Here is a 22,224-nt window from a genome sequence, read left to right as displayed (position 1 = left end):
CGTCGAAGGGCCCCCTGTTTCCAGGGGGCCCTTCGACATCGTGCCCGGTGAGGCACTGGCGGAGGATACGAGATTCGAACTCGTGAGGGGTTGCCCCCAACACGCTTTCCAAGCGTGCGCCCTAGGCCTCTAGGCGAATCCTCCGCCGGAAACATTACATGACCGAGAGGAGTGCTCGCGAACTCGTTCCGGTCCCCGGGGATGAGGTAGCCTTTGCGCAGCCCCTCACGCGGCGCTATCTGACTGAACTCCCCCAGGGCCGGAAGGCAGCAAGGGTAGGTCGGCTCTGGCGGGTGCGTGGGGGGCGCTCGCGTTCTCGGGGCGGGCTGGTTGTCAGTGGGCGCCTATAACCTCGTATGCGTGTCGTCTCTCGCGCTGTACCGCCGCTATCGCCCGGAGTCGTTCGCCGAGGTCATCGGGCAGGAGCATGTCACCGACCCGTTGCAGCAGGCGCTGCGGAACAACCGGGTCAATCACGCGTACCTGTTCAGCGGTCCGCGCGGCTGCGGCAAGACGACCAGTGCGCGGATCCTCGCGCGGTGCCTGAACTGCGAGAAGGGCCCCACACCCACACCGTGCGGGGAGTGCCAGTCCTGCCAGGACCTCGCGCGCAACGGCCCCGGTTCGATCGACGTGATCGAGATCGACGCCGCGTCGCACGGCGGTGTCGACGACGCCCGTGACCTGCGCGAGAAGGCGTTCTTCGGACCCGCCCGCAGCCGGTACAAGATCTACATCATCGACGAGGCCCACATGGTCACGTCGGCCGGTTTCAACGCCCTGCTCAAGGTCGTCGAGGAGCCCCCTGAGCACCTGAAGTTCATCTTCGCCACCACGGAGCCCGAGAAGGTCATCGGGACGATCCGCTCGCGGACCCATCACTACCCCTTCCGGCTCGTGCCCCCGGGCACGCTGCGCGAGTACCTCGCCGAGGTGTGCCAGAAGGAGAACATCCCCGTCGAGGACGGGGTGCTGCCACTCGTCGTGCGGGCCGGCGCCGGGTCGGTGCGTGACTCGATGTCCGTCATGGACCAGCTCCTCGCCGGTGCGGGGGAGCAGGGTGTGACCTATGCCATGGCCACCTCGCTGCTCGGGTACACCGACGGCTCGCTGCTCGACTCCGTGGTGGAGGCCTTCGCCACCGGTGACGGTGCCGCTGCCTTCGAGGTCGTCGACCGGGTGATCGAGGGGGGCAACGATCCCCGGCGGTTCGTCGCCGACCTGCTGGAGCGGCTCCGCGACCTGGTGATCCTCGCCGCGGTCCCCGACGCCGCCGAGAAGGGGCTCATCGACGCCCCCGCCGATGTCATCGAGCGGATGCAGGCCCAGGCCGGCACCTTCGGCGCCGCCGAGCTCAGCCGCGCCGCCGACCTGGTCAACGAGGGGCTCACCGAGATGCGCGGTGCCACCTCGCCGCGCCTCCAGCTCGAGCTGATCTGCGCACGCGTGCTGCTTCCGGCCGCGTACGGCGACGAGCGGTCGGTCATGGCCCGCCTCGACCGGATCGAGCGCGGGGTGCACTTCGCCGCAGGCGGTGCCGGTGCCGGTATGCCCGCGATGGGGTACGTGCCCGGCCCGGACGCCCACGCTCAGGCGCCGGGTCAGGGCCAGGGTCGGGGGCCGGGGCAGGCGCAGGCCGTGCCGGTTCCGCCGGGGGGCGGTCCCGCCGCGGCCCGCGCGGCGGTACGGGCTCCGGGGGCCGGGAGTGCGGCGGCTCCGGCGACCGGTGCCGGCCCCGCGGGGGCTTCCGCTCCGGCCGCGAGCTCCGTCCCGCCCGCCGCTTCGGGCACCCCCGAGGCCCCCGCCCCGGCATCGCCGGCCGTCCCGCCCACTGCTCCCGCAGGGAACCGGCCCGCCGCCACCGACGGACCGCCCGAACCGCGAGCCGGTGCGGCGCCGGCCCCGCAGCCCTCCGCGCCCGCCCCCGGTGCCTGGCCCACCGCCGCCCCGGCCGGCAGCGGCGGCCGGCGGCCCGGTGGCTGGCCCACGGCCGCCCCGGCGGGAGGCGGACAGGGCCCGGCCGCGGCGAGCGGCTCGGCCGCGCCGTCCGCCGCCCAGTCCGCAGCATCCGAGTCCGCGCCCTCGCCGGCCCCCGCACCTTCGGCCGGCGGCGGCCTCGACCCCCGCATGCTCTGGCCCAACATCCTGGAAGCGGTCAAGAACCGCCGCCGCTTCACCTGGATCCTGCTCAGCCAGAACGCCCAGGTGACCGGCTTCGACGGCACCACCCTCCAACTCGGCTTCGTCAACGCGGGCGCCCGGGACAACTTCCTGAGCAGCGGCAGCGAGGACGTGCTGCGCCAGGCGCTGGGCGAGCAGTTCAACGTCCAGTGGAAGATCGAGGCGATCGTCGACCCGTCCGGCGGCGGCACGGCGGCCCCGTCCGCGGGCGGCCCCACCGGTGGCCGTCACGGTGGCACGGGCGGTGCGAGCCACGGCACGGGCGGTGCGAGCGGCGCCTCGTACGGCGGTGCGGGCGGCGCCTCCTACGGCGGTGCCGGTACCGGCGGTCCCGGTGCCGGTCAGCGCCCCGCCGCCCCCCAGGCGGCCGCGGCCTCCGCCCCCGCACACGCGCCCAGCACCCCGGCGCCCTCCGCCCCCGCCTCCCCTCCGGCCCAGCCCCCGGCGCCCCGCCCGTCCACGCCCACGCCGCCGGTCCCCGTCTCCCCCGAGGACGACATCCCCGAGGACGACGACCCCGACCTGGACGAATCCGCCCTCTCCGGACAGGAGCTGATCGTCCGGGAGCTCGGCGCGACGGTGGTCGAGGAGATCACGAACGAGTAGGGCCGCCGGCCCTGACCGGGCCCACCCTGGAGGAACCCACAAACACCTCCTCCTCACCTCTTCGGAAGCCCGTACAAAGCGAAGCCGCCGGCTCCCGTTAGGCTGACCCCGTGAAGGTCCTCGTCATCGGAACCGGCGCCCGCGAACACGCCCTGTGCCGCTCCCTGTCCCTCGACCCCGCCGTCACCGCGCTGCACTGCGCCCCCGGCAACGCCGGCATCGCCGAGGTGGCCGAGTTGCACCAGGTCGACGCCCTGGACGGCGCCGCCGTGGCCGCGCTGGCCACCCGGCTCGGTGCGGACCTCGTGGTGGTCGGCCCGGAGGCGCCGCTCGTCGCCGGTGTCGCCGACGCCGTGCGCGCGGCGGGCATCCCCGTCTTCGGCCCCTCCAAGGAGGCGGCGCAGCTCGAGGGGTCCAAGGCCTTCGCCAAGGACGTGATGGCGGCGGCCGGGGTGCCCACGGCCCGGTCGTACGTGTGCACCACCCCGGCGGAGGCCGCCACCGCGCTCGACGCCTTCGGCGCCCCCTACGTCGTCAAGGACGACGGGCTCGCCGCGGGCAAGGGCGTCGTGGTCACCGACGACCTGGAGGCGGCCAAGGCGCACGCGGCCGCCTGTGAGCGTGTGGTCATCGAGGAGTACCTGGACGGCCCGGAGGTCTCGTTGTTCGCCGTGACCGACGGCGAGACCGTGCTGCCCCTGCAGCCCGCGCAGGACTTCAAGCGCGCCCTGGACGGCGACCAGGGCCCGAACACCGGCGGCATGGGGGCGTACTCCCCGCTGCCGTGGGCCGACCCGAAGCTGGTCGACGAGGTCATGGAGACGGTGCTCCAGCCGACCGTGGACGAGCTGCGGCGGCGCGGCACGCCGTTCTCCGGTCTGCTGTACGCGGGCCTGGCGATCACCTCGCGCGGGGTGCGCGTGATCGAGTTCAACGCCCGGTTCGGCGACCCGGAGACCCAGGTCGTGCTGGCCAGGCTGAGGACCCCGCTCGCCGGGGTGCTGATGGCCGCCGCCACCGGCAACCTCGCCCACCTCGAGCCGCTGCGCTGGAGCGACGAGTCCGCCGTCACCGTGGTCGTCGCCTCGCACAACTACCCCGGCACGCCGCGCACCGGCGACCCGATCACCGGGCTCGACGAGGTCGCCGCCGAGGACGCGCCGCACGCGTACGTGCTGCACGCGGGGACGCGGCAGGAGGGGGACGCGATCGTCAGCGCGGGCGGCCGTGTGCTGTCCGTCACCGCCACCGGTACGGATCTCACCGAGGCCCGTGACCGCGCCTACCGCGCCGTCTCCCGCATCCGGCTCGACGGCTCCCAGCACCGCACGGACATCGCGGCGAAGGCCGCGGAGGCGGCACAGAGCGCGTAACGGCCGTGCACAGGGCGCGTGACAGCCGACGCACAGAGCGCGTAACGGCCGCGCAGCACAGGGAGCCCCGCCGCGTGCGGGTCCCGATGAACGTCCCGGGCCCCGGATCCGTCTCAGGATCCGGGGCCTGATCCTTGCTGTCCGTCATCCACCTTTCCCCAAAGCCATTCCATCGAGTGAGCGATGCGCTATCCGGCTGACGGGGGCCGGGGCCCCAACTAGGGTGCCGCGCAAGCGTTCCGGCACTTGGCCCACCGGCATTGCGATGTCAGTGGCGGGTGCCACAGTGGGGGAGTGAGCAAAGCCAGGACAGCGTCGGGACCGTCGGGAGGGGGTGAGGTCGGGCCATGAGCGGAATGGGTGTGGAGGCAGGCGCGCAGGCCGCGCGCTCCCGGGCGCTGGCCGTGCTGCGCATCCGCAGCCGGGCCCTGGCCGTCGCCCTGCTGCCCGCCGCCGCTGCCGTGATCCTGCTCGCCGGCGGCTCCACGGGGCATCTCCCCGGCACCGGCTGGGACGTGGCCCGGGGGATCCTCACCCCGGTCGCGGCCCTCGTCCTGCTCGCCGCCGCCGGGATCGCCCTGGTCGTCGCCCGCTCCCGCCCCGCCGTGAGCCCCACGGTCGCGATCGCCGAGGAGGCGGCACCGGATCTGTACCGGATGGTGCGCGACCTCGCCGACCGCCTCGACGTCCCCGCCCCGTCGGCGATAGCGCTCACCCCGGACTGCGACAGCTGGCTGGAGGACCGCACCCACCCGGCCCACGGCCCCCGGCCCGAGGAGGACGAGGGCGACGAGATAGCGGGCGCGGGCCGGGCCGCCCCGCATCACCGCTCGGCCGCCGCGCCGGTCCTGGTCATCGGCTCGCCGTTCCTGTGGTGGATGCGCGTGGGCGAGCTGCGCGCCGTGCTGGCCCCGGTCGTGGCCGGTACGGGACCCTCCGCCCACCCGGACATAGCCGCCGCCCGGCGCTTCGTCCGCGGTCTGGACGCCGCGGTGGCCGTGGCGTCGGCGCCCGGCCGGGGCCCGGTGTACCGGGGCGTGCTGGCGGGCGTCGGCTGGGTCGCACGCGTCCTGCTGCGCGGCTGCCGGACCCATGCCGCCGAGATGGAGCGCGGGGTCGCCGCTGCGGCGGCCGAGCGTGCACAGGCTGTGGACTACGGGCTGCGGATCGTCGCCCAGGAGCAGGTCGGGCTGGCGTACGCGGGCTGGGACCGGCTGCTGACCCGGGTCGCGCTGCCCGCGTGGCGGATGGGCCGCTGGCCGTCCCGGCTCAACGCCGGAGTGGTGGCCGCCCTGACCGAGCTGTCCCGCCGGGACCGGCTGGCCGAGGGCTTCGCCTCCCGGCTCGGCGAGCGGCCCGCCTGTGACCTGCTGGAGGAGCCGGGCGCGGTGGACGAGGCCGCCTCCCTGCTCGCCGCCCGTCTCTTCCACGGCGGCCCGGCGTCCCCCGGTCCGGACTGGGCGCCGGTCCACTGGGCGGACTATCCGGAGGAGGTCGTCGACCGCAAATGGCGCACCGACGCGGCCCGCCTCCACCGCGTCCTGGACGCCCTGGGCGTCCGCCCCGCCGCCACCGGCGAACCCCCGGGCCCGGACGCCCCGACCCTCTCCCGCATCCTCGACCACCTGGCGACCCCACCCCCGGCCGGGAGCCCGGCCCCCGAGCCTGCCGACCCGGACGGCCCCACCACCCCGGGCGCGGCCCCTGGGCCCGCCACCGACCCCGGGCCCGCCACCTCCCCCGGGCCCGCCACCGACCCCGACCTGGGCTCGATAGCCGCGGACCCCGCGCCTCCCCCCACCGGGGCCCCCGTGCCTCCGGACGACGACGAGGACCTCTCGGGCACCACCTCCCGAAGCGCCGCCCTGGCGGCCCGCCTCAGCGCCGAGCTGGCGCGTGAGGAGACCGCGACGAGCACCGCCCGGGTCACCCGGTCCGCCTCCACCGGACCCGCGCCGGATCCGGCCCCCCTCTGGGACGACCGGGCCCTGCCCCTCTTCCCCCTCCAGCCCCCGCGCACCGCCCGCGAGCTTCTCGCCGACCACATCACCGCGATGGTGTGCTGCGCGGCCATGGACACCGCGGGTGCGGCGCCCGGCCTGGACTGGCTCGACGGCCCGATCCTCCTGGTGAGCGGCGAGCGGGCCGCCGACCTGTCCCCCCAGGTCCTGAACCTGATCGAGCACGGCGACCCCACGGCCCTCCGCCTGTGGCTGACCCGCCAGGGCATACGCCCGGAGAAGCCCGTCCGCCTCGTGTGACCCGGAGCTTCCCCACGGCCCCACTCCGATGCCCGGAGCCCACCCCTCCGCTTTCGGTCAATTCACAACGAACGGTGACGGAGTGCGTGCGTAATGTGATGTGCTGGGACCGTTCACGCTCACCGGCAAGGGCTTGCGACATACGACAAACACATAACTGGCGGAGGGGAGTTGCCATGGGTTCGGAGCAGATCCGCCGCTGGGAGTCCGGAGCGATGGCGCATGCCGTGACGGACCCCTTCGGGCAGGGCCCCCTCCCGTGGCTGCGCGGCAGCGAGACGTACTTCGACGACACCGGCCAGGTCGTCCCCTGGTACGTCGAGCCCGACCCCGGCGCGCGCACGCCCCGCCCCGGCGCACCGAAGATCCCCGGCCCCCGCCGCTCCTCCGGCCCCCGCGCAGCCGACGACGTGCACCTCCAGATCAAGGGCTTCACCTCCACCGGTGCCGTCGCCCCCGGCGAGTCGATCGACTTCCACATCACGGTCGACCCGCCCCAGGACTTCGACGTCGACGTCTACCGCATCGGCCACTACGGCGGCCACGGCGCCACCAAGATCACCTCGAGTCCCCGGCTCTCCGGCATCGTGCAACCCCCGCCGCTCGCCGCCGACCGCACGGTCTCCTGCCACCACTGGTGGCTGTCCTGGCGGCTGCCCGTCCCGTCGTACTGGAGCGTCGGCGCGTACGTGGCGGTCCTCACCACCGCCGACGGCTACCGCTCCCACGTCCCCTTCACGGTCCGCGACGACCGCCCGGCCGACCTCCTCCTCGTCCTGCCCGACGTCACCTGGCAGGCGTACAACCTCTACCCGGAGGACGGCCGCACCGGAGCCAGCCTCTACCACGCCTGGGACGAGCACGGCCGCCTGCTCGGCGAGGCAGACGCCGCCACCACGGTCTCCTTCGACCGCCCGTACGCCGGGGCGGGCCTGCCGCTGCACGTCGGGCACGCCTACGACGTCATCCGCTGGGCCGAGCGCTACGGCTACGACCTCGCCTACGCCGACGCCCGCGACCTGCACGCGGGCCGCGTCGACCCCGCCCGCTACCGCGGCCTGCTCTTCCCCGGCCACGACGAGTACTGGTCGCAGTCCATGCGCAGCGCCGCCGAACACGCCCGCGACCGCGGCACCTCCCTGGTCTTCCTCTCCGCCAACACCATGTACTGGCAGGTGGAGCTGGCCGCGGCCCCCACCGGGGTCCCGGACCGCCTGCTGACCTGCCGCAAACGCAAGGGTCCGGGCCGGCCGGCGCTGTGGCGGGAGATCGACCGCGCGGAACAGCAGCTGCTCGGCATCCAGTACGCCGGTCAGGTCCCCGAGCCGCACCCGCTGATCGTCCGCAACGCCGACCACTGGATGTGGGAGGCGACCGGCGCGCACGAGGGCGAGGCGATCGAGGGGCTGGTCGCGGGGGAGGCCGACCGCTACTTCCCGCGCGCCCCGCTGCCCGACCACGACGAGCGCGTCCTGCTAGCGCACTCCCCGTACACCGACCGCGAGGGCGTCCGCCGCCACCAGGAGACGTCCCTGTACCGGGCGCCCTCCGGCGCCTGGGTCTTCGCCTCGGGCACCTTCGCCTGGTCCCCGGCCCTGGACCGCCCCGGCCATGTCGACCCCCGCATCCAGCGCGCCACCGCCAACCTCCTCGACCGCATCTGCAAACGCGACTGAGCGCCTCCCCCCGGGTCCCGCTGTCCGCCGTGGTCCTCCCATACGAGAGAATCGCACCATTGGCCCGCCCGTCTCCCACCACCACCCCAAGCGAGCCCTGCGGGCACCCCTTTGTTTTCAACCACGGGGAGGAACCGTGTCCGGATTCGTCGAAAAGCCCGAGCCGATCCAGGTTCCGGGTCTGGTGCATCTGCACACCGGCAAGGTGCGCGAGCTGTACCGGAACGAGGCGGGCGACCTCGTGATGGTCGCCAGCGACCGCATCTCCGCCTACGACTGGGTGCTGCCGACCGAGATCCCCGACAAGGGCCGGGTGCTCACCCAGCTGTCCCTGTGGTGGTTCGACCAGCTCGCCGACCTCATCCCCAACCACGTCCTCAGCACCGAACTGCCGGCCGGCGCCCCCGCCGACTGGGCGGGCCGCACCCTGGTCTGCAAGTCCCTGAACATGGTCCCCGTGGAGTGCGTGGCCCGCGGCTACCTCACCGGCTCGGGCCTCGCCGAGTACAAGGAGTCCCGCACCGTCTGCGGCCTCGCCCTCCCCGAGGGGCTGGTGGACGGCTCGGAACTGCCCGCGCCGATCTTCACCCCGGCCACCAAGGCCGCCGTCGGCGAGCACGACGAGAACGTCTCCTACGAGGAGGTCGCCCGCCAGGTCGGCGCGGACACCGCGGCGAGGCTGCGCCAGGCGACGCTGGCGGCCTACTCCCGGGCCCGTGACATCGCCCGCGACCGGGGGATCATCCTCGCGGACACCAAGTTCGAGTTCGGCCTCGACGGCGACGAACTGGTCATCGCGGACGAGGTGCTCACCCCGGACTCCTCCCGCTTCTGGCCGGCCGAGCAGTGGCAGCCGGGCCGCGCCCAGCCGTCGTACGACAAGCAGTACGTCCGCGACTGGCTGACCTCGGCCGAGTCCGGCTGGGACCGCGGGAGCGAGCAGCCCCCGCCGCCGCTGCCCGAGCAGGTCGTGACGGCGACCCGGGCGAAGTACATCGACGCCTACGAGCGTCTGACCGGCGTCACCTGGAGCTGAGCCCCCGGGCCGAGGAGGACGACGAAGGCCCCGGTCGATGACCGGGGCCTTCACTGCGGAGCGGACGACGAGGCTCGAACTCGCGACCTCAACCTTGGCAAGGTTGCGCTCTACCAACTGAGCTACGTCCGCGTTGCGCCGTGGCGCGACAGCAACTATACCCAACCTCGCTCGCGGGCGAGACGCACCGCCGCATGACGGTTCTCGGCCCCGAGCTTGGAGACGGCCGAGGAGAGATAGTTCCGCACCGTCCCCTGGCTCAGCGCGGCCCGCTCGGCGATCTCCGCCACGGGTGCGCCGTCGGCGGCGAGTTCCAGCACCTCGGCCTCGCGGGCGGTGAGCGGTGAGTCGCCGGCGGCGATCGCGTCGGCGGCCAACTCGGGATCCACATAGCGGTTTCCGGCGTGCACCGTGCGGATGATCTCCGCGAGCCGCTGGGCGCTGACCGTCTTCGGCACGAACCCGCGCACCCCCGCCGCGAGCGCCCGCTTCAGATGCCCGGGCCGCCCGTGACTGGTCACGATCAGCACCCGGCAGCCGGGGAGTTCCGCCCGCAGCGATGTGGCCACCTTCACACCGTCCGCGCCGGGCATCTGCAGGTCCAGCACCGCCACATCGGGGGCGTGCGCCCGCGCCATCGCCAGGGCCTCGGGTCCGGTGGCCGCCTCGGCGACGACCGTGAGGTCGTCCTCCAGCGACAGCAGCGCGGCGAGCGCTCCCCGGATCAGATGCTCGTCGTCGGCGAGCAGCACGCGCAGGGGGGCGGTCATGAGGCGGCCCCGCGCACGGCGTGGGACGCCTCCCGGGGCAGCGGCACCGCCGCGGTCAGCCGGAAACGGCCCTCGCCGGCGGGCCCGGCCTCCAGCGTGCCGCCGATCCCGGACAGCCTCTCGCGCAGCCCGGCGAGCCCGGAGCCCGTCCCGCCGCCGCTCCGCTCCTCCCGGACGCCGTCGTTCTCCACGGACAGCACCACGCGTCCCTCCGTCACCTTCAACTCCACAGTGCAGTGCAGGGCATCTCCGTGCCGCAGCACGTTGGTCGCCGCCTCGCGCACGACCCATCCCAGCGCCGACTGCGCCGAGGCCGGCAGCCCGGCGGGTGAGCCGGTGATCGTGCAGGCGATGCCCGCGGCCTGCAACACGCTCTGCGCGCCGACGATCTCGGCGCCCAGGTCGGCCTCGCGGTAGCCGCGGACGAGCTCGCGGATCTCCCGCTGCGCCTCATGGGCCAGCCGCTGCACCTCGGTCATCTGGTCGACCGCCTCCGGCCGTCCGCGCTGGGACAGTTGCACCGCGAGTTCGCTCTTCAGGGCGAGGACGGCCAGGTTCCGTCCCATCACATCGTGCAGATCCCGGGCGAACCGCAGCCGTTCCTCGGCCACGGCGAGCCGGGCCCGGGTCTCGCGGGCCGCGTCGAGCTCGTAGACGACGTTGAGCAGCCAGACGGACAGCAGGGCCGTGAGCGCCACGAACCCGGCGCCCAGCAGCACGACCAGCGTCGTGAGCACGGCAGCGGCCCCCGGTGCGCCCACGAGCAGCGACACGAGCCCGCCACCCGCGGCGAACGCGAGCACCAGGGGGATCACATGCCGCCGGCTCAGAGCGAGCGCGATGATCCCCGCGCCGAGGATCAGGACGACGCCGAAGACCGCACCGGCCGCGGTGCCCACGCCCGAGCGGTCCGGATCGTGCTGCACGATCGCCTGGGCGCCGGCGGCGATCACCACGCTGACCACACCGAGCAGCCACAGCAGCCAGACCGGCTGCCGGCGGCGGCCACGCGTCCAGTCCAGTGCCCGCGACACGGTCACCATGCACAGCGCGGCGTGCGCGGCCACCGCCGCCAGCAGCAGGCTGCCGAGCCGTGGCCCGAGCGCGCCGACGGCCGGCAGCGCGACGAAGAGGACCTCCACCACACCGAAGAAGTGGAACGACCACCGTGTGTACGTCTCCACCTTCTCCGGCGTGCTCTTGCGCCGCCACCAGCCTCCCGGCTCCCGCATGCCCTCGGCTCCTCCGCATCGACGTCGCTACCTCAACGCCGTGGCTCCCACCGGAACCAGCGCCGCACACCGAACAGCGCCAGGACGGTCCAGGCCACCGCTGTCACCACGGCGCCCAGTGTCTCGTAGGCGGACAGGTCCCCGGTCCAGCCGTCGCGCACCAGCCTGATGACCGGGCTGAGCGGCAGCAGTTCGCACACCGAGGCCAGCCGGTCGGGCAGCATCTCCAGCGGGACGGCGATGCCGGAGCCCATCATCGACACCAGCAGCAGGGGCATCGAGGTCACCTGGGCGCTCTCCACGGTCCGGGTGAAGCTCGCGGTGACGGCGGCCAGCGCGGCGCACATCACCAGGCCGGACAGCAGGCCCAGGGCGACGAGGTGAGGCGCCTGAGGAGCCGAGACGTCGAGCAGGACGGCGCAGCCGACGGTCAGCACCAGGCACTGCACGAAGCCGATGGTGACGGCGGGCAGCGAGGCGCCGGCCAGGATCTCGACGTCGCGCACTTCGCCGGTGCGCAACCGCTTGAGCACGAGCTCCTCGCGCCGGGTCACGAAGATGCCCACCAGGGCGCTGTAGACGGCGAAGAGCAGGGAGAAGCCCACGGCGGCGGGCAGCACGACCGTGCCCACCGTGAGCCCGGCTTCCTCCAGATCCATCTCCCCGACCACCGACAGCACGGTGAAGGGCAGCATCAGCGGAACGAACAGGGCGGCGAAGAGCGTCCCCTTGCTGCGGCCGAGCAGGGTCATCTCGGCCCGGGCCAGAGCGGTCAGCCGGCTCTTGCTGGTGGTGACTGCCTGGCTCATGCCGCGTACTCCTTCTCGTCCGCCGAGGTCCGGGAGGTCCCGGCAGCCGCCTCGCGGGCGATGCCCAGGAACGCCTCTTCCAGGGACGCCGAGCGCACGTCCAGCCGCCGCAGTTCCACCCCGGCCCGCTCGGCCCACGTGAGCAGCTTCGTCGCCGCCCGCTGCAACTCCCGCGTCCGCAGCCGCACGACACGGCCCTCGACCTCGTGTCCGCTCACGTGGAGTTCGGGGAGCGGGGGCAGGTCGCCGAGGTGGTAGCCCTCGGGCAGCTCGAAGGAGATCCTCGACGGCCGGGACGCGGTCACCTCGGCCGGGGTGCCGGTCGCGGCGATGCGGCCCTCGTGCAGGATCGCCAGCCGGTCCGCCAGTGCCTCGGCCTCTTCCAGGTAATGGGTGGTCAGCAGCACGGTGGTGCCGCCGTCGCGCAGGGCGCGCACCAGATCCCAGGTGTCGCGGCGCCCCTCGGCGTCGAGCCCGGTGGTCGGCTCGTCCAGGAACAGCACCTCGGGGTCGCCGAGCAGCGCCAGCGCCAGGTCGAGGCGGCGCCGCTCACCGCCGGACAGCTGCTTGACCCGCACGCCGGCCTTCCCGGTCAGCCCGACCAGCGCCAGCGCCTCCTGCGGCGGGCGGGCTCCGCTGACGCAGCCGGCCCACATGCGGGTCGTCTCGGTGACCGTCAGCTCGGAGGGGAAGCCCCCCTCCTGAAGCATCACGCCGGTGCGGGGGCGTACGAGGGCGCGGTCGGTGTACGGGTCGTGGCCGAGGACCCTGACGCGTCCGCCGGTCGGGACGGCGAGGCCCTCCAGCAGTTCGACGGTCGAGGTCTTGCCCGCGCCGTTGGTGCCCAGGAGGGCGAAGATCTCCCCGCGCCGCACGGAGAAGCTGATCCCGCCGACGGCCTCGAACCCGCCCCCGTACACACGCCGCAGGTCGGTGACCTCGATCACGTGCTCGTGTCCGTTCGCTTCCATGGCTCCAGCGTCCCCGTTCCCGGGGCGCGGCAGCAGTGCGCGGTGTCATCACCGGGCATGACAAATGTCAGACGCCGGGTGCCGGTACACGAAAAGACCCCGGTCCGATGGACCGGGGTCTCATTCCCGAGCGGACGACGAGGCTCGAACTCGCGACCTCAACCTTGGCAAGGTTGCGCTCTACCAACTGAGCTACGTCCGCATTGCCCCCGACCAGCTTTCACCGGTCGGTGCGAGCACCAGCCTACCTGATCCACAACAGTGGTCGGTACGCGATGCAGAGCGGGTGACAGGAATTGCACACTGCGCCTTCCCCCTGGAAGGGGGATGTTCTACTACTGAACTACACCCGCGTGACTCCGTGGGCCGGGCCCTGCGGCCTTGCCCGTCGGCGTGTCCCAGACTCTAGCTGATCAGCGGGGGTGCTGCGCAAGTCGGTTCGCGGCAGGGCAGGGTGAGGGCACGTCGGGGCGCCGGGGCCGCGGCAGTCGTCCCGCCGCGCCGGCCCTCGGCGGCGCCCGCCCACCGCGCCCGCCTCATTGCGCAGCGGCGAACGCCTCGTAGACCTTCTTCGGGATCCGGCCCCGCGCGGGGACGTCCATCCGGTTCGCCTGCGCCCAGGCCCGCACCGCGGCCGGGTCGGGGGCGACCTCCGTCTGCCGGTACGCCTTGCCCGAGCGGGACCGCTTGCGGCCGGCCTCCACGTAGGGGGCGAGCGCCTGCCGCAGTTTGCCTGCATTGGCTTCGTTCAGGTCGATCTCGTACGACTTGCCGTCGAGTCCGAAGGCGATCGTTTCCGCCGCTTCCGAGCCGTCGATGTCGTCAAAGAGGGTGACCACGACCTTCTGCGCCACGAATATCGGTCCCTTCGGGATCGCACCTCATACAGCTCAGCTGCGATGACGTGCCGACTTGTCGGTAATTGCCAATTCATTTGTACAGTGCACGGCAATGCAATGTGAAGCCCGACTAAAACGCTCCGCGTGTCTGGGTGCAATGGGTATCACGAACCAATCGGAGATCTTTCCCGGAATTTTTCTCCGAGGGGCCCCTCCGCTACCGAACCGTGATGGTCCTCACGTAGTTTCCTACAACTCTACCCGCGTAGAAATTTTGTGCGGGTAGTCTGAAGGAACCTGCTCAGCACCACACACCGGGAGTGCCAGTGGCACGCGTCGTAGTCGACGTCATGCTCAAGCCGGAGATCCTCGACCCCCAGGGCCAGGCGGTGCAGCGCGCACTGCCGCGGCTGGGTTTCGAAGGGATCTCGGACGTCCGTCAGGGAAAGCGTTTCGAACTGGAAGTTGACGGGCCGGTCGACGAGGCCGCGCTCGCCCGCATCCACGATCTTGCGGAATCCTTCCTCGCCAACACCGTGATCGAGGACTTCACCGTCCGGGTCGAGTCCGAAGAGGCAGTCGCGGAGGCCGTGAAGTGACCGCTCGTATTGGCGTCGTCACTTTCCCGGGCAGCCTCGACGACCGGGACACGCAGCGCGCGATCCGCGTCGCCGGCGCCGAACCCGTGGCGCTCTGGCACAAGGACAAGGACCTCAAGCAGGTCGACGCCGTGGTGCTGTGCGGTGGTTTCTCCTACGGCGACTATCTGCGCGCCGGGGCCATCGCCCGTTTCTCCCCGGTGATGGACACCGTGATCGACCAGGCCAGGGCCGGCCTGCCGGTCCTCGGCATCTGCAACGGCTTCCAGATCCTCACCGAGGCCCACCTGCTGCCCGGTGGCATGCTCGGCAACGACCACCTGCACTTCATCTGCCGCGACCAGAAGCTGCGGGTGGAGAACGCGGAGACCGCCTGGACCACCGACTACGCGGCCGGCCAGGAGATCCACATCCCGCTGAAGAACATGGACGGCCGCTATGTGGCCGACCGGTACACGCTGGACAAGCTGGAGGCCGAGGGCCGCGTCGCCTTCCGCTACCTGGACTTCAACCCCAACGGCTCGCTCAACGACATCGCCGGCATCACCAACGAGGCGGGCAACGTCGTCGGCCTGATGCCGCACCCCGAGCACGCCGTGGAGCCGCTGATCGGTACGGGCCGTACCGACGGGCTGCCGTTCTTCACCTCGATCCTCAAGAAGCTGGTCAACGCATGAGCCGGACGCCTCTGGACACGGTCGAGCACGCGGCCGCGACCCCCGACGTCGAGCTGCCCTGGGCCGAACTGGGCCTGAAGAAGGACGAGTACGAGCGGATCGTCGAGATCCTGGGCCGCCGCCCCACCGGCGCCGAGCTCGCCATGTACTCGGTGATGTGGTCCGAGCACTGCTCGTACAAGTCCTCCAAGGTCCACCTCCGCCAGTTCGGCGAGAAGGCCCCCGAGAACGACGCCCTGCTCGTCGGCATCGGCGAGAACGCCGGTGTGGTCGACGTCGGCCAGGGCTACGCGGTCACCTTCAAGGTCGAGTCGCACAACCACCCGTCCTACGTCGAGCCCTACCAGGGCGCGGCCACGGGTGTCGGCGGCATCGTCCGCGACATCATCGCGATGGGCGCGCGGCCGGTCGCGGTCGTGGATCCCCTGCGCTTCGGTGCGGCCGACCACCCCGACACCAAGCGCGTCCTGCCCGGCGTCGTCGCCGGCATCGGCGGCTACGGCAACTGCCTGGGCCTGCCCAACATCGGCGGCGAGGTCGTCTTCGACTCCTGCTACCAGGGCAACCCGCTGGTCAACGCCGGCTGCATCGGCGTGATGCGGCACGAGGACATCCACCTCGCCAAGGCGTCCGGCGCGGGCAACAAGGTCATCCTGTACGGCGCCCGGACCGGCGGCGACGGCATCGGCGGCGCGTCGATCCTCGCCTCCGAGACCTTCGACGACGCCAAGCCCTCGAAGCGCCCCGCCGTCCAGGTCGGCGACCCCTTCCAGGAGAAGCTCCTCATCGAGTGCACCCTGGAGGCGTTCAAGGAGAAGCTGGTCGTCGGCATCCAGGACCTCGGCGCGGCGGGTCTGTCCTGCGCGACGAGCGAGCTGGCGTCGAACGGCTCGGGCGGCATGCGCGTCACCCTGGACGACGTCCCGCTGCGCGACTCCACGCTCTCGCCCGAGGAGATCCTCATGAGCGAGTCGCAGGAACGCATGTGCGCGGTCGTCGAGCCCGACAAGGTCGACCGCTTCCTGGAGATCTGCGACAAGTGGGACGTCATCGCCACCGTCATCGGTGAGGTGACCGACGGCGACCGCCTGGAGATCTACTGGCACGGCGGCAAGATCGTCGACGTCGACCCGCGCACGGTCGCCCACGAGGGCCCGACCTACGAGCGCCCGTACGCCCGCCCGTCCTGGCAGGACGAGCTCCAGGCCGACGACGCGAACAAGCTGCCCCGCCCGGAGACGAGCGAGGAGCTGAAGGACCAGGTCCTGAAGCTGGTCGGCTCCCCGAACCAGGCGTCCAAGCAGTGGATCACCCAGCAGTACGACCACTTCGTGCAGGGCAACACCGTGCTGGCCATGCCGGAGGACTCCGGCATGATCCGCATCGACGAGGAGACCGGCCTCGGTGTCGCCATCGCCACGGACGGCAACGGCCGCTACGCCAAGCTCGACCCGTACACGGGCGCGCAGCTGGCCCTCGCGGAGGCGTACCGCAACGTGGCCACGACCGGCGCCAAGCCCCTCGCGGTCTCCGACTGCCTGAACTTCGGCTCGCCCGAGGACCCCGCGGTCATGTGGCAGTTCGCGGAGGCCGTCCGCGGTCTGGCGGACGCCTGCCGGCAGCTGGGCACCCCGGTGACCGGCGGCAACGTCTCGCTCTACAACCAGACGGGCGAGGCCGCCATCCACCCGACGCCGGTCGTCGCCGTCCTCGGCGTGATCGACGACGTGGCCCGCCGCACGCCGGTCGCCTTCCAGGAGGAGGGCCAGCTGCTGTACCTCCTCGGCGACACCCGTGAGGAGTTCGGCGGTTCGGCCTGGTCCCAGGTGATCCACGACCACCTCGGGGGTCTGCCCCCGAAGGTCGACCTGGAGCGGGAGCGGCTGCTGGCCGAGATCCTGATCTCCGCCTCCCGCGACGGCATGATCGACTCCGCGCACGACCTGTCCGACGGCGGTCTGATCCAGGCGGTCGTGGAGTCGGCGCTGCTGGGCGGCAAGGGCGCGCGTCTGGTCGTCCCGGACGGGCTCGACGCGTTCACCTTCCTGTTCTCCGAGTCGGCGGGGCGCGCGGTCGTCGCGGTGCCGCGCTCGGAGGAGCTGCGCTTCACCGACATGTGCGGTGCGCGGGGTCTGCCCGCGACCCGGATCGGCGTCGTGGACGGGGACACCGTGGAAGTCCAGGGCGAGTTCGCCCTGACCCTCGAGGAGCTCCGCGAGAGGCACGAGGAGACGATCCCGGCGCTGCTGGCCTGACCTGACATCGCATCGGACGCGCCCGGCCGGGGACCACCGGCCGGGCGTTCCGTTTGACCGGGCGCCGGCCACCGGGCGCCGGCCGTCGGGGTCTACGCGGCTCCGCGACCGGGCTGGAGCGCGAAGCGGACGACCCGGACGCGGCCGTCGGGAGCGAACTCGCCGAAGGCCAGCACCTCCTGGAGCTTCTCCGGGTTCCCGTCCCGGCTGGTGAGGTAGTGCGCCGCGAAGCGGTTGCCCTCCCGCAGGGTCTCCCGGACGTCCACCGGGTAGCGGTGTCCGCGCTTGCGCCCGTCCTCGAGGGCCTTCAGCACGCCGCTGCGCTGCATCACCTTCCCGCCGACCTGGTGCACGGCGTCGGGGGTGTGGAACGTGTCGTGCGCCTCCGCGACCGGTACCGCGGGGTCGTATCCGGCGGCGTAGTACGCCCGCAGGTAGTGGGCCGGGTCCTGGGCGGGCGTGGGCTCCGTGCCCTCGGCGGGTGCGGGAGCCGGAGCGGTCCCCGGGGCGGGGCGGGCCCCGCTGTCGTAGGGCGCGGCGCCGCTCGACCAGCCGAGCCCGCTGGAGAAGAAGGCGGTCATGCGGGCCACCCGCCCGTCCTCGCCCGTCTCGGCGAGGACCGCGGCCTCCGTGACGCTCTGCACCTTCCACACCATGGGCGTGCTCACCGTGTACCGCGCGGCGGCCCGGCGGCCGTCGACGATCACCTCGTGCAGATGCAGCTCGTGCGGCGCGCGCAGGGAACGCCGGGAGCGGACCTCACCGAGGATCTTCTTGCGGTCCCAGACCTCGCCGTTGACGCGCAGGGTGCCCTCGGGCAGGTGGTAGCGGTCCCAGACGTCCTCGACCGGATCGCTTCCGTCGAAGGCGTCGGCGTAGTACGCGCGGAGGTAGCCGGCGAAGTCCTCCGCGGCGGTGGGGCGGTCCGTGGTGCTCATGACGCTCTCCTGGATGTCTCGGTGGGGGGAACGCCGTCCTTCGGACTCAGGGACGGCGCCGACGTGATGTGGAACTCGTCGCGCAGGGCCGCCCGCGCCGCCAGATGCCCGCACATGCCGTGCACGCTGGGGCCGGGCGGGGTGGACGCGGAACACAGGTACACGCCGGGCAGGGGGGTGCGGTACGGGTTGAGGGCCGGCACCGGCCGGAACAGGGACTGACGCAGGGTCAGGGCGCCGGCGCCGATGTCGCCGCCCGGGTAGTTCGGGTTGTACGTCTCGTAATCGGCGGCCGGCACACCGCGGGCGGCGACGACCGTGTCGGCGAAGCCGGGCGCGTACCGCTCGATGCGGCGGGTGATCAGGGGGACCGGGTCCCGGGTGTCTCCGTTCGGCACGTGTGCGTAGGCCCACACGGGGCGGCGGCCGTTCACGGTGCGGGTGGGGTCCGTCGCGGCCGGGTCGACGACCAGCACGAACGGCTCGTCGACGATCTCGCCGCGGACGGCGGCGTTCTCCGCGGCGACCGTCTCGGCGCGGGTGCCGCCCAGGTGGACGGTCCCCGCCCGTCCCACCTCCGCGTCGGCCCAGGGGATCGGCTCGCTCACCAGGAAGTCGGCCTTCGCCGCGCCCGGACCGTAGCGGAAGCGGCGAAGCGCTCGCGCATAGCCGGCCGGCAACCGGTCCCCGGCCAGCGCGAGCAGGCCGGTGGGCGCGATGTCCAGCATGATCACCCGGGAGTCCAGTTCTTCCAGCCGGGTGATCCGCCGGCCGACGTGCACGACTCCGCCGTGTGCCCGCAGATCGTCGGCCAGTGCCTCGGCGATGCGGATGCTGCCGCCCTCCGGCAGCGGCCAGCCGGTGGCGTGCGCCAGATGCCCCAGCAGAAGGGCGATGGCGCCGGAGGGCAGGCTCGGCAGCCGGCCCACCGCGTGTGCCGCGACCCCGGTGAGCAGCGCGCGGGCCGCCTCCGTGCGCAGCCCGTTGCCCCGCAGGAGATGGCCGAGTACGCGGGTGCCGAGCAGCAGGGGCGCCGACAGGTCGTGGGGCAGGGATCGCCGGCCGGAGAGCAGCAGGTCGGTCACGCCCCGGCTGTGCCGCACCAGCGGTGCCATCAGCCGGTGCCAGCGCGGCCCGTCCGGGCCGAGCCGCTCGCACGTCGTGGCGAGGTCGCGGTGGGCGAACACCGCGCGACCGCCGTCCAGCGGGTGGGCGTAGGCGATGTCGGGCTGCAGCAGCCTGACGCCGCGGGCCGGCAGGTCGAACTCCCGGAAGAACGCCGACGCGGCCGCCATCGGGTGCACGGCGGAGCACAGGTCGTGCCCGATCCGGGAGTCGAAGAGCGCCTCGCCCCGCAGGCCGCCGCCCAAGGTCGGGGCCTGCTCGTACACGTGCACGGTCAGGCCGGCGCGGGCCATCGTGACCGCGGCGGCCAGACCGTTCGGTCCGCTGCCCACGACGGCGACGTCGACCCGGGTCATACGGCCGCCTCTTCGGCCGCGAACTGCTGGAGGGCGAGCCGCCGGTACACCTCGTCGTCCTGCAGGAGCTGACGATGTGTGCCGACCGCGCGCACACGGCCCTCCTCCATCACGACGATGCGGTCCGCCTGCACGATGGTCGACAGCCGGTGGGCGATGGCCAGGACGGCGCACTCACGGGCGGCCTCGGTCATCGCGTCCCGCAGGGCGGCCTCGGTGTCGCTGTCCAGATGCGCGGTGACCTCGTCCAGCAGGATCACCGCCGGCCGCTGCAGCAGTGTGCGTGCGATGGCCAGGCGCTGGCGCTGCCCGCCGGACAACCCCGCGCCGCGCTCCCCGAGCCGTGTGTCCAGCCCCTCGGGCAGGCCGGCCACGAAGTCGTCGAGGCTGGCGAGACGCAGCGCGCGGGCGATGTCGGCGGCATCGGCGCTCGGGTTCGCATACGTCAGATTCTCCCGGATCGTTCCGCGCAGCAGGGGGGCGTCCTGCTCCACATACCCGACCAGCGACCGCAGTTCGGCGAGCGGCAGCCGCGCGACGTCCCGGCCCGCGACCCGGATCGTGCCCGAGTCCGGGGTGTGGAAACGCTCGATGAGCTGGAACGCCGTCGTCTTCCCGGCCCCCGACGGGCCGACGATGGCGGTCAGACCGCGCGTCGGCACCGTGAAGGAGGCATCCCGCAGCACCGGGGTGCCCTGCTGGTAGGAGAAGCCGACCTGCTCGAAGCTGACCGCCGGCGCGTCGTCCGTGGCGCCGCGGGTGCGCACCTCGGCGTGCTGGGGGTTCTCGTCCTGCGGGTCCTCCTCCTGGGGGATCGCCCCGAGCTCCGTCACGCGCTGGACGGCGGCGCGGCCCTGCTGGATCTGGCTGATCGACATGAACAGCAGCACCAGCGGCGACACCAGGTAGAAGAGGTACATGACGAAGGAGGTCAGGTCGGCCGGCGACAGCGAGCCCGTGGCGACCCGGGCCATGCCCCAGGAGATGACGACGGCGAGCGAGAGCTGTGTGCCGACGTTCATCGTCGGGGTGAGCAACGATCCGAACGCCGTGACCCGGATGCCGGTGCGCCGGGCCCGGTCGGCGAGGGCGGCCAGCTCCCTGGTCTCCCGTTCCTCGGCGCGGGACGCCTTGACCGTGGTGATGGCGCCGAGCACGCGTTGCAGGCCGGAGCCGAACGCGCCGACGTTCTCCCGGTTCTGCAGGGCGGCCCGGCGCACCTGCCGGGCCAGCAGGAGCGCGCCGAGGCTGGCCACGCCGAGGCAGCCCACCGTGGTCAGCAGCAGTTTCCAGTCGAGCCTGGCCATCAGCACGAGACCGCCGGCCACCATGAACACGGAGGTCACCATCTGCGCCAGCGCCTGCGCGATGACCAGGCAGGCGATCGAGGTGTCCGACACGGTGCGCGCGAAGACGTCGCCGAGCTGCAGCCGGGAGAAGTCCGGTATCCGGCTGCGCAGCAGACGGCCGCCGAGGGTGCGCCGGGCGTCGTACACGATGTTCTCACCGGCCCGGCCGATGGCGTAGGCGTGCCCGGCGCTCAGCGCGGCATCGGCGAGGAAGAACAGCGCGATCAGGGTGAGAGGCCAGGCGATCGGCTCGTCCCGGGTCACGGCCTCGATCAGCCGGCCCAGCATCCAGGGCTGTGCGAGCGTGGCCGCCGCTCCGGCCAGGCCCAGGCCGATGCCGGCGATCAGCAGGGCCCGGTGGCGGCGGACGATGTCCCTGAGGTTCATGCCGGCTTGGTGTAGGTGGTGACGAACAGTCCGGCCGCAGGGACGTACTCGGTGTTGCGCCAGTCGCTGTAGCGGCCCTCGGGCGTCAGGCCCGCGTCCCGGGCGTAGTCGTCGACCTCGTCCGGGGTCAGCAGCCGTGCGGTCTCGGTGCCGATGCGGTGCGTGCCGTCGGTCTCGAACCACACCGTGGACACCTGCCAGATGCGCTGGTCCATCAGGAGCGTGGCGTGCATCTGTATGCCGGTGTTGGGCTCCGGGTACGGCGCGAAGAACGTCGTACGACTCTGGCCCTCGTGCTGGGCGACGATGCCCGGCCGGTTGTGCGTCTCGATCACCAGCCGGCCCCCGGGGCGCAGGTGTTCGGCGGCGCGGGCGAGGACCGAGCGCTGCTCCTGCGGGTCGAGGACGAGGGCCAGCGTGGAGCACACGCAGTAGACCAGGCCGTACTGCTGCTGCCCCTGGTAGGTGCGGATGTCGCCGAGTTCGGCCGTGACCTTGCCCTCGTCGGCCTTCTTCTCCAGGGCCGCCAGCATCTCGGGCGAGGAGTCCACGCCGTGCACCGGACCCACCTGGTGGGACAGCGGCAGCGCGATCCGGCCGGTGCCGACACCGAACTCCAGCGTGCCCCAGGAGGGATCGGGGTGGAAACGGGTCAGGGCGTCCACGGTGGCCCGGGTCGATGCGTCGTCCTGGAAGACCCGGTCGTACCAGCCCTCGAACTGCTTGCCGTAGCCGATGTCCGCGATCGTCACTGGTTCTCCGTTTCGTTGCTGGGGTCCGGTGC

17 protein-coding genes, 4 tRNA genes and 1 other RNA gene are annotated in these 22,224 nt (G+C 72.7%); 9 read left to right on the top strand and 13 right to left on the bottom strand.

What is annotated here, in order from left to right; genetic code table 11:
• Window positions 1–56: 56 nt before the first annotated feature.
• A tRNA-Ser gene (locus AB0412_RS31670) sits at window positions 57–144 on the bottom strand.
• A gap of 72 nt (window positions 145–216) precedes the next feature.
• Here AB0412_RS31670 and ffs point away from each other — a divergent pair.
• The 6 genes from ffs to AB0412_RS31640 all read left to right on the top strand — a co-directional run bounded on the left by ffs (window position 217) and on the right by AB0412_RS31640 (window position 9,133).
• Window positions 217–315, top strand: an RNA gene (gene ffs, locus AB0412_RS31665) — signal recognition particle sRNA small type.
• 45 nt (window positions 316–360) lie between these two features.
• Complete coding sequence (locus AB0412_RS31660; protein ID WP_366406033.1) at window positions 361–2,787, top strand: DNA polymerase III subunit gamma and tau; 2,427 nt, start codon at window positions 361–363, stop codon at window positions 2,785–2,787.
• Window positions 2,788–2,897: 110 nt separating this feature from the next.
• A complete protein-coding gene (purD, locus tag AB0412_RS31655; protein ID WP_366406032.1) occupies window positions 2,898–4,160 on the top strand; it encodes a phosphoribosylamine--glycine ligase in 1,263 nt (420 codons plus the stop codon).
• Window positions 4,161–4,507: 347 nt separating this feature from the next.
• Window positions 4,508–6,421 carry a hypothetical protein gene (locus tag AB0412_RS31650; RefSeq protein ID WP_366406031.1) on the top strand — a complete coding sequence of 638 codons (1,914 nt, stop codon included), beginning with the start codon at window positions 4,508–4,510 and terminating at the stop codon, window positions 6,419–6,421.
• Window positions 6,422–6,597: 176 nt separating this feature from the next.
• Window positions 6,598–8,097, top strand: a complete 1,500-nt coding sequence (locus AB0412_RS31645) for a N,N-dimethylformamidase beta subunit family domain-containing protein (RefSeq protein ID WP_366406030.1) — start codon at window positions 6,598–6,600, stop codon at window positions 8,095–8,097.
• Between the two features lie 136 nt (window positions 8,098–8,233).
• Window positions 8,234–9,133: a phosphoribosylaminoimidazolesuccinocarboxamide synthase gene (locus AB0412_RS31640; protein ID WP_366406029.1), complete on the top strand. Its 900-nt coding sequence runs from the start codon at window positions 8,234–8,236 to the stop codon at window positions 9,131–9,133.
• A gap of 59 nt (window positions 9,134–9,192) precedes the next feature.
• Here AB0412_RS31640 and AB0412_RS31635 read toward each other — a convergent pair.
• The 8 genes from AB0412_RS31635 to AB0412_RS31600 all read right to left on the bottom strand — a co-directional run bounded on the left by AB0412_RS31635 (window position 9,193) and on the right by AB0412_RS31600 (window position 13,769).
• Window positions 9,193–9,265, bottom strand: a tRNA-Gly gene (locus tag AB0412_RS31635).
• Window positions 9,266–9,288: 23 nt separating this feature from the next.
• Window positions 9,289–9,903, bottom strand: coding sequence for a response regulator transcription factor (locus tag AB0412_RS31630; RefSeq protein WP_366406028.1), 615 nt, complete (start codon window positions 9,901–9,903; stop codon window positions 9,289–9,291).
• Window positions 9,900–11,135 (bottom strand): histidine kinase, encoded by a 1,236-nt coding sequence (locus tag AB0412_RS31625; RefSeq protein WP_366406027.1) that lies wholly within the window; start codon window positions 11,133–11,135, stop codon window positions 9,900–9,902. The genes AB0412_RS31630 and AB0412_RS31625 overlap by 4 nt, the downstream gene beginning before the upstream one ends.
• Window positions 11,136–11,167: 32 nt before the next feature.
• A complete protein-coding gene (locus AB0412_RS31620) occupies window positions 11,168–11,944 on the bottom strand; it encodes an ABC transporter permease (RefSeq protein ID WP_366406026.1) in 777 nt (258 codons plus the stop codon).
• Window positions 11,941–12,915: an ABC transporter ATP-binding protein gene (locus AB0412_RS31615; RefSeq protein ID WP_366406025.1), complete on the bottom strand. Its 975-nt coding sequence runs from the start codon at window positions 12,913–12,915 to the stop codon at window positions 11,941–11,943. Before AB0412_RS31615 ends, AB0412_RS31620 begins: the two co-directional genes overlap by 4 nt.
• A gap of 129 nt (window positions 12,916–13,044) precedes the next feature.
• A tRNA-Gly gene (locus AB0412_RS31610) sits at window positions 13,045–13,117 on the bottom strand.
• A 79-nt stretch (window positions 13,118–13,196) separates the two neighbouring features.
• Window positions 13,197–13,268, bottom strand: a tRNA-Gly gene (locus AB0412_RS31605).
• A 183-nt stretch (window positions 13,269–13,451) separates the two neighbouring features.
• On the bottom strand, window positions 13,452–13,769 hold the full coding sequence (locus AB0412_RS31600) for an Lsr2 family protein (protein ID WP_366406024.1): 318 nt from the start codon (window positions 13,767–13,769) through the stop codon (window positions 13,452–13,454).
• 311 nt (window positions 13,770–14,080) lie between these two features.
• On the opposite strand from AB0412_RS31600, the gene purS reads away from it, so the two are divergent.
• The 3 genes from purS to purL are packed head-to-tail and all read left to right on the top strand — an operon-like array spanning window position 14,081 to window position 17,285.
• A complete protein-coding gene (gene purS / locus AB0412_RS31595) occupies window positions 14,081–14,353 on the top strand; it encodes a phosphoribosylformylglycinamidine synthase subunit PurS (RefSeq protein ID WP_004986278.1) in 273 nt (90 codons plus the stop codon).
• Window positions 14,350–15,030 (top strand): phosphoribosylformylglycinamidine synthase subunit PurQ, encoded by a 681-nt coding sequence (gene purQ, locus AB0412_RS31590; RefSeq protein WP_366406023.1) that lies wholly within the window; start codon window positions 14,350–14,352, stop codon window positions 15,028–15,030. The genes purS and purQ overlap by 4 nt, the downstream gene beginning before the upstream one ends.
• Entirely contained in the window at window positions 15,027–17,285 is a 2,259-nt protein-coding gene (gene purL, locus AB0412_RS31585; RefSeq protein ID WP_366406022.1) for a phosphoribosylformylglycinamidine synthase subunit PurL, read from the top strand. Before purQ ends, purL begins: the two co-directional genes overlap by 4 nt.
• A gap of 92 nt (window positions 17,286–17,377) precedes the next feature.
• Here the strand turns inward: purL and AB0412_RS31580 are convergent, their stop codons facing one another.
• The 4 genes from AB0412_RS31580 to AB0412_RS31565 are packed head-to-tail and all read right to left on the bottom strand — an operon-like array spanning window position 17,378 to window position 22,192.
• Window positions 17,378–18,223 (bottom strand): nuclear transport factor 2 family protein, encoded by an 846-nt coding sequence (locus AB0412_RS31580; RefSeq protein WP_366406021.1) that lies wholly within the window; start codon window positions 18,221–18,223, stop codon window positions 17,378–17,380.
• Complete coding sequence (locus AB0412_RS31575) at window positions 18,220–19,704, bottom strand: NAD(P)/FAD-dependent oxidoreductase (RefSeq protein WP_366406020.1); 1,485 nt, start codon at window positions 19,702–19,704, stop codon at window positions 18,220–18,222. The genes AB0412_RS31580 and AB0412_RS31575 overlap by 4 nt, the downstream gene beginning before the upstream one ends.
• Window positions 19,701–21,440 (bottom strand): ABC transporter ATP-binding protein, encoded by a 1,740-nt coding sequence (locus tag AB0412_RS31570; RefSeq protein WP_366406019.1) that lies wholly within the window; start codon window positions 21,438–21,440, stop codon window positions 19,701–19,703. The genes AB0412_RS31575 and AB0412_RS31570 overlap by 4 nt, the downstream gene beginning before the upstream one ends.
• Window positions 21,437–22,192, bottom strand: a complete 756-nt coding sequence (locus AB0412_RS31565) for a class I SAM-dependent methyltransferase (protein ID WP_366406018.1) — start codon at window positions 22,190–22,192, stop codon at window positions 21,437–21,439. Before AB0412_RS31565 ends, AB0412_RS31570 begins: the two co-directional genes overlap by 4 nt.
• Window positions 22,193–22,224 lie beyond the last annotated feature (32 nt).

This window comes from Streptomyces sp. NPDC052012 (genome assembly GCF_040689265.1).
GTDB lineage: Bacteria > Actinomycetota > Actinomycetes > Streptomycetales > Streptomycetaceae > Streptomyces.
This window is presented reverse-complemented; position numbering and strand designations above follow the sequence as displayed.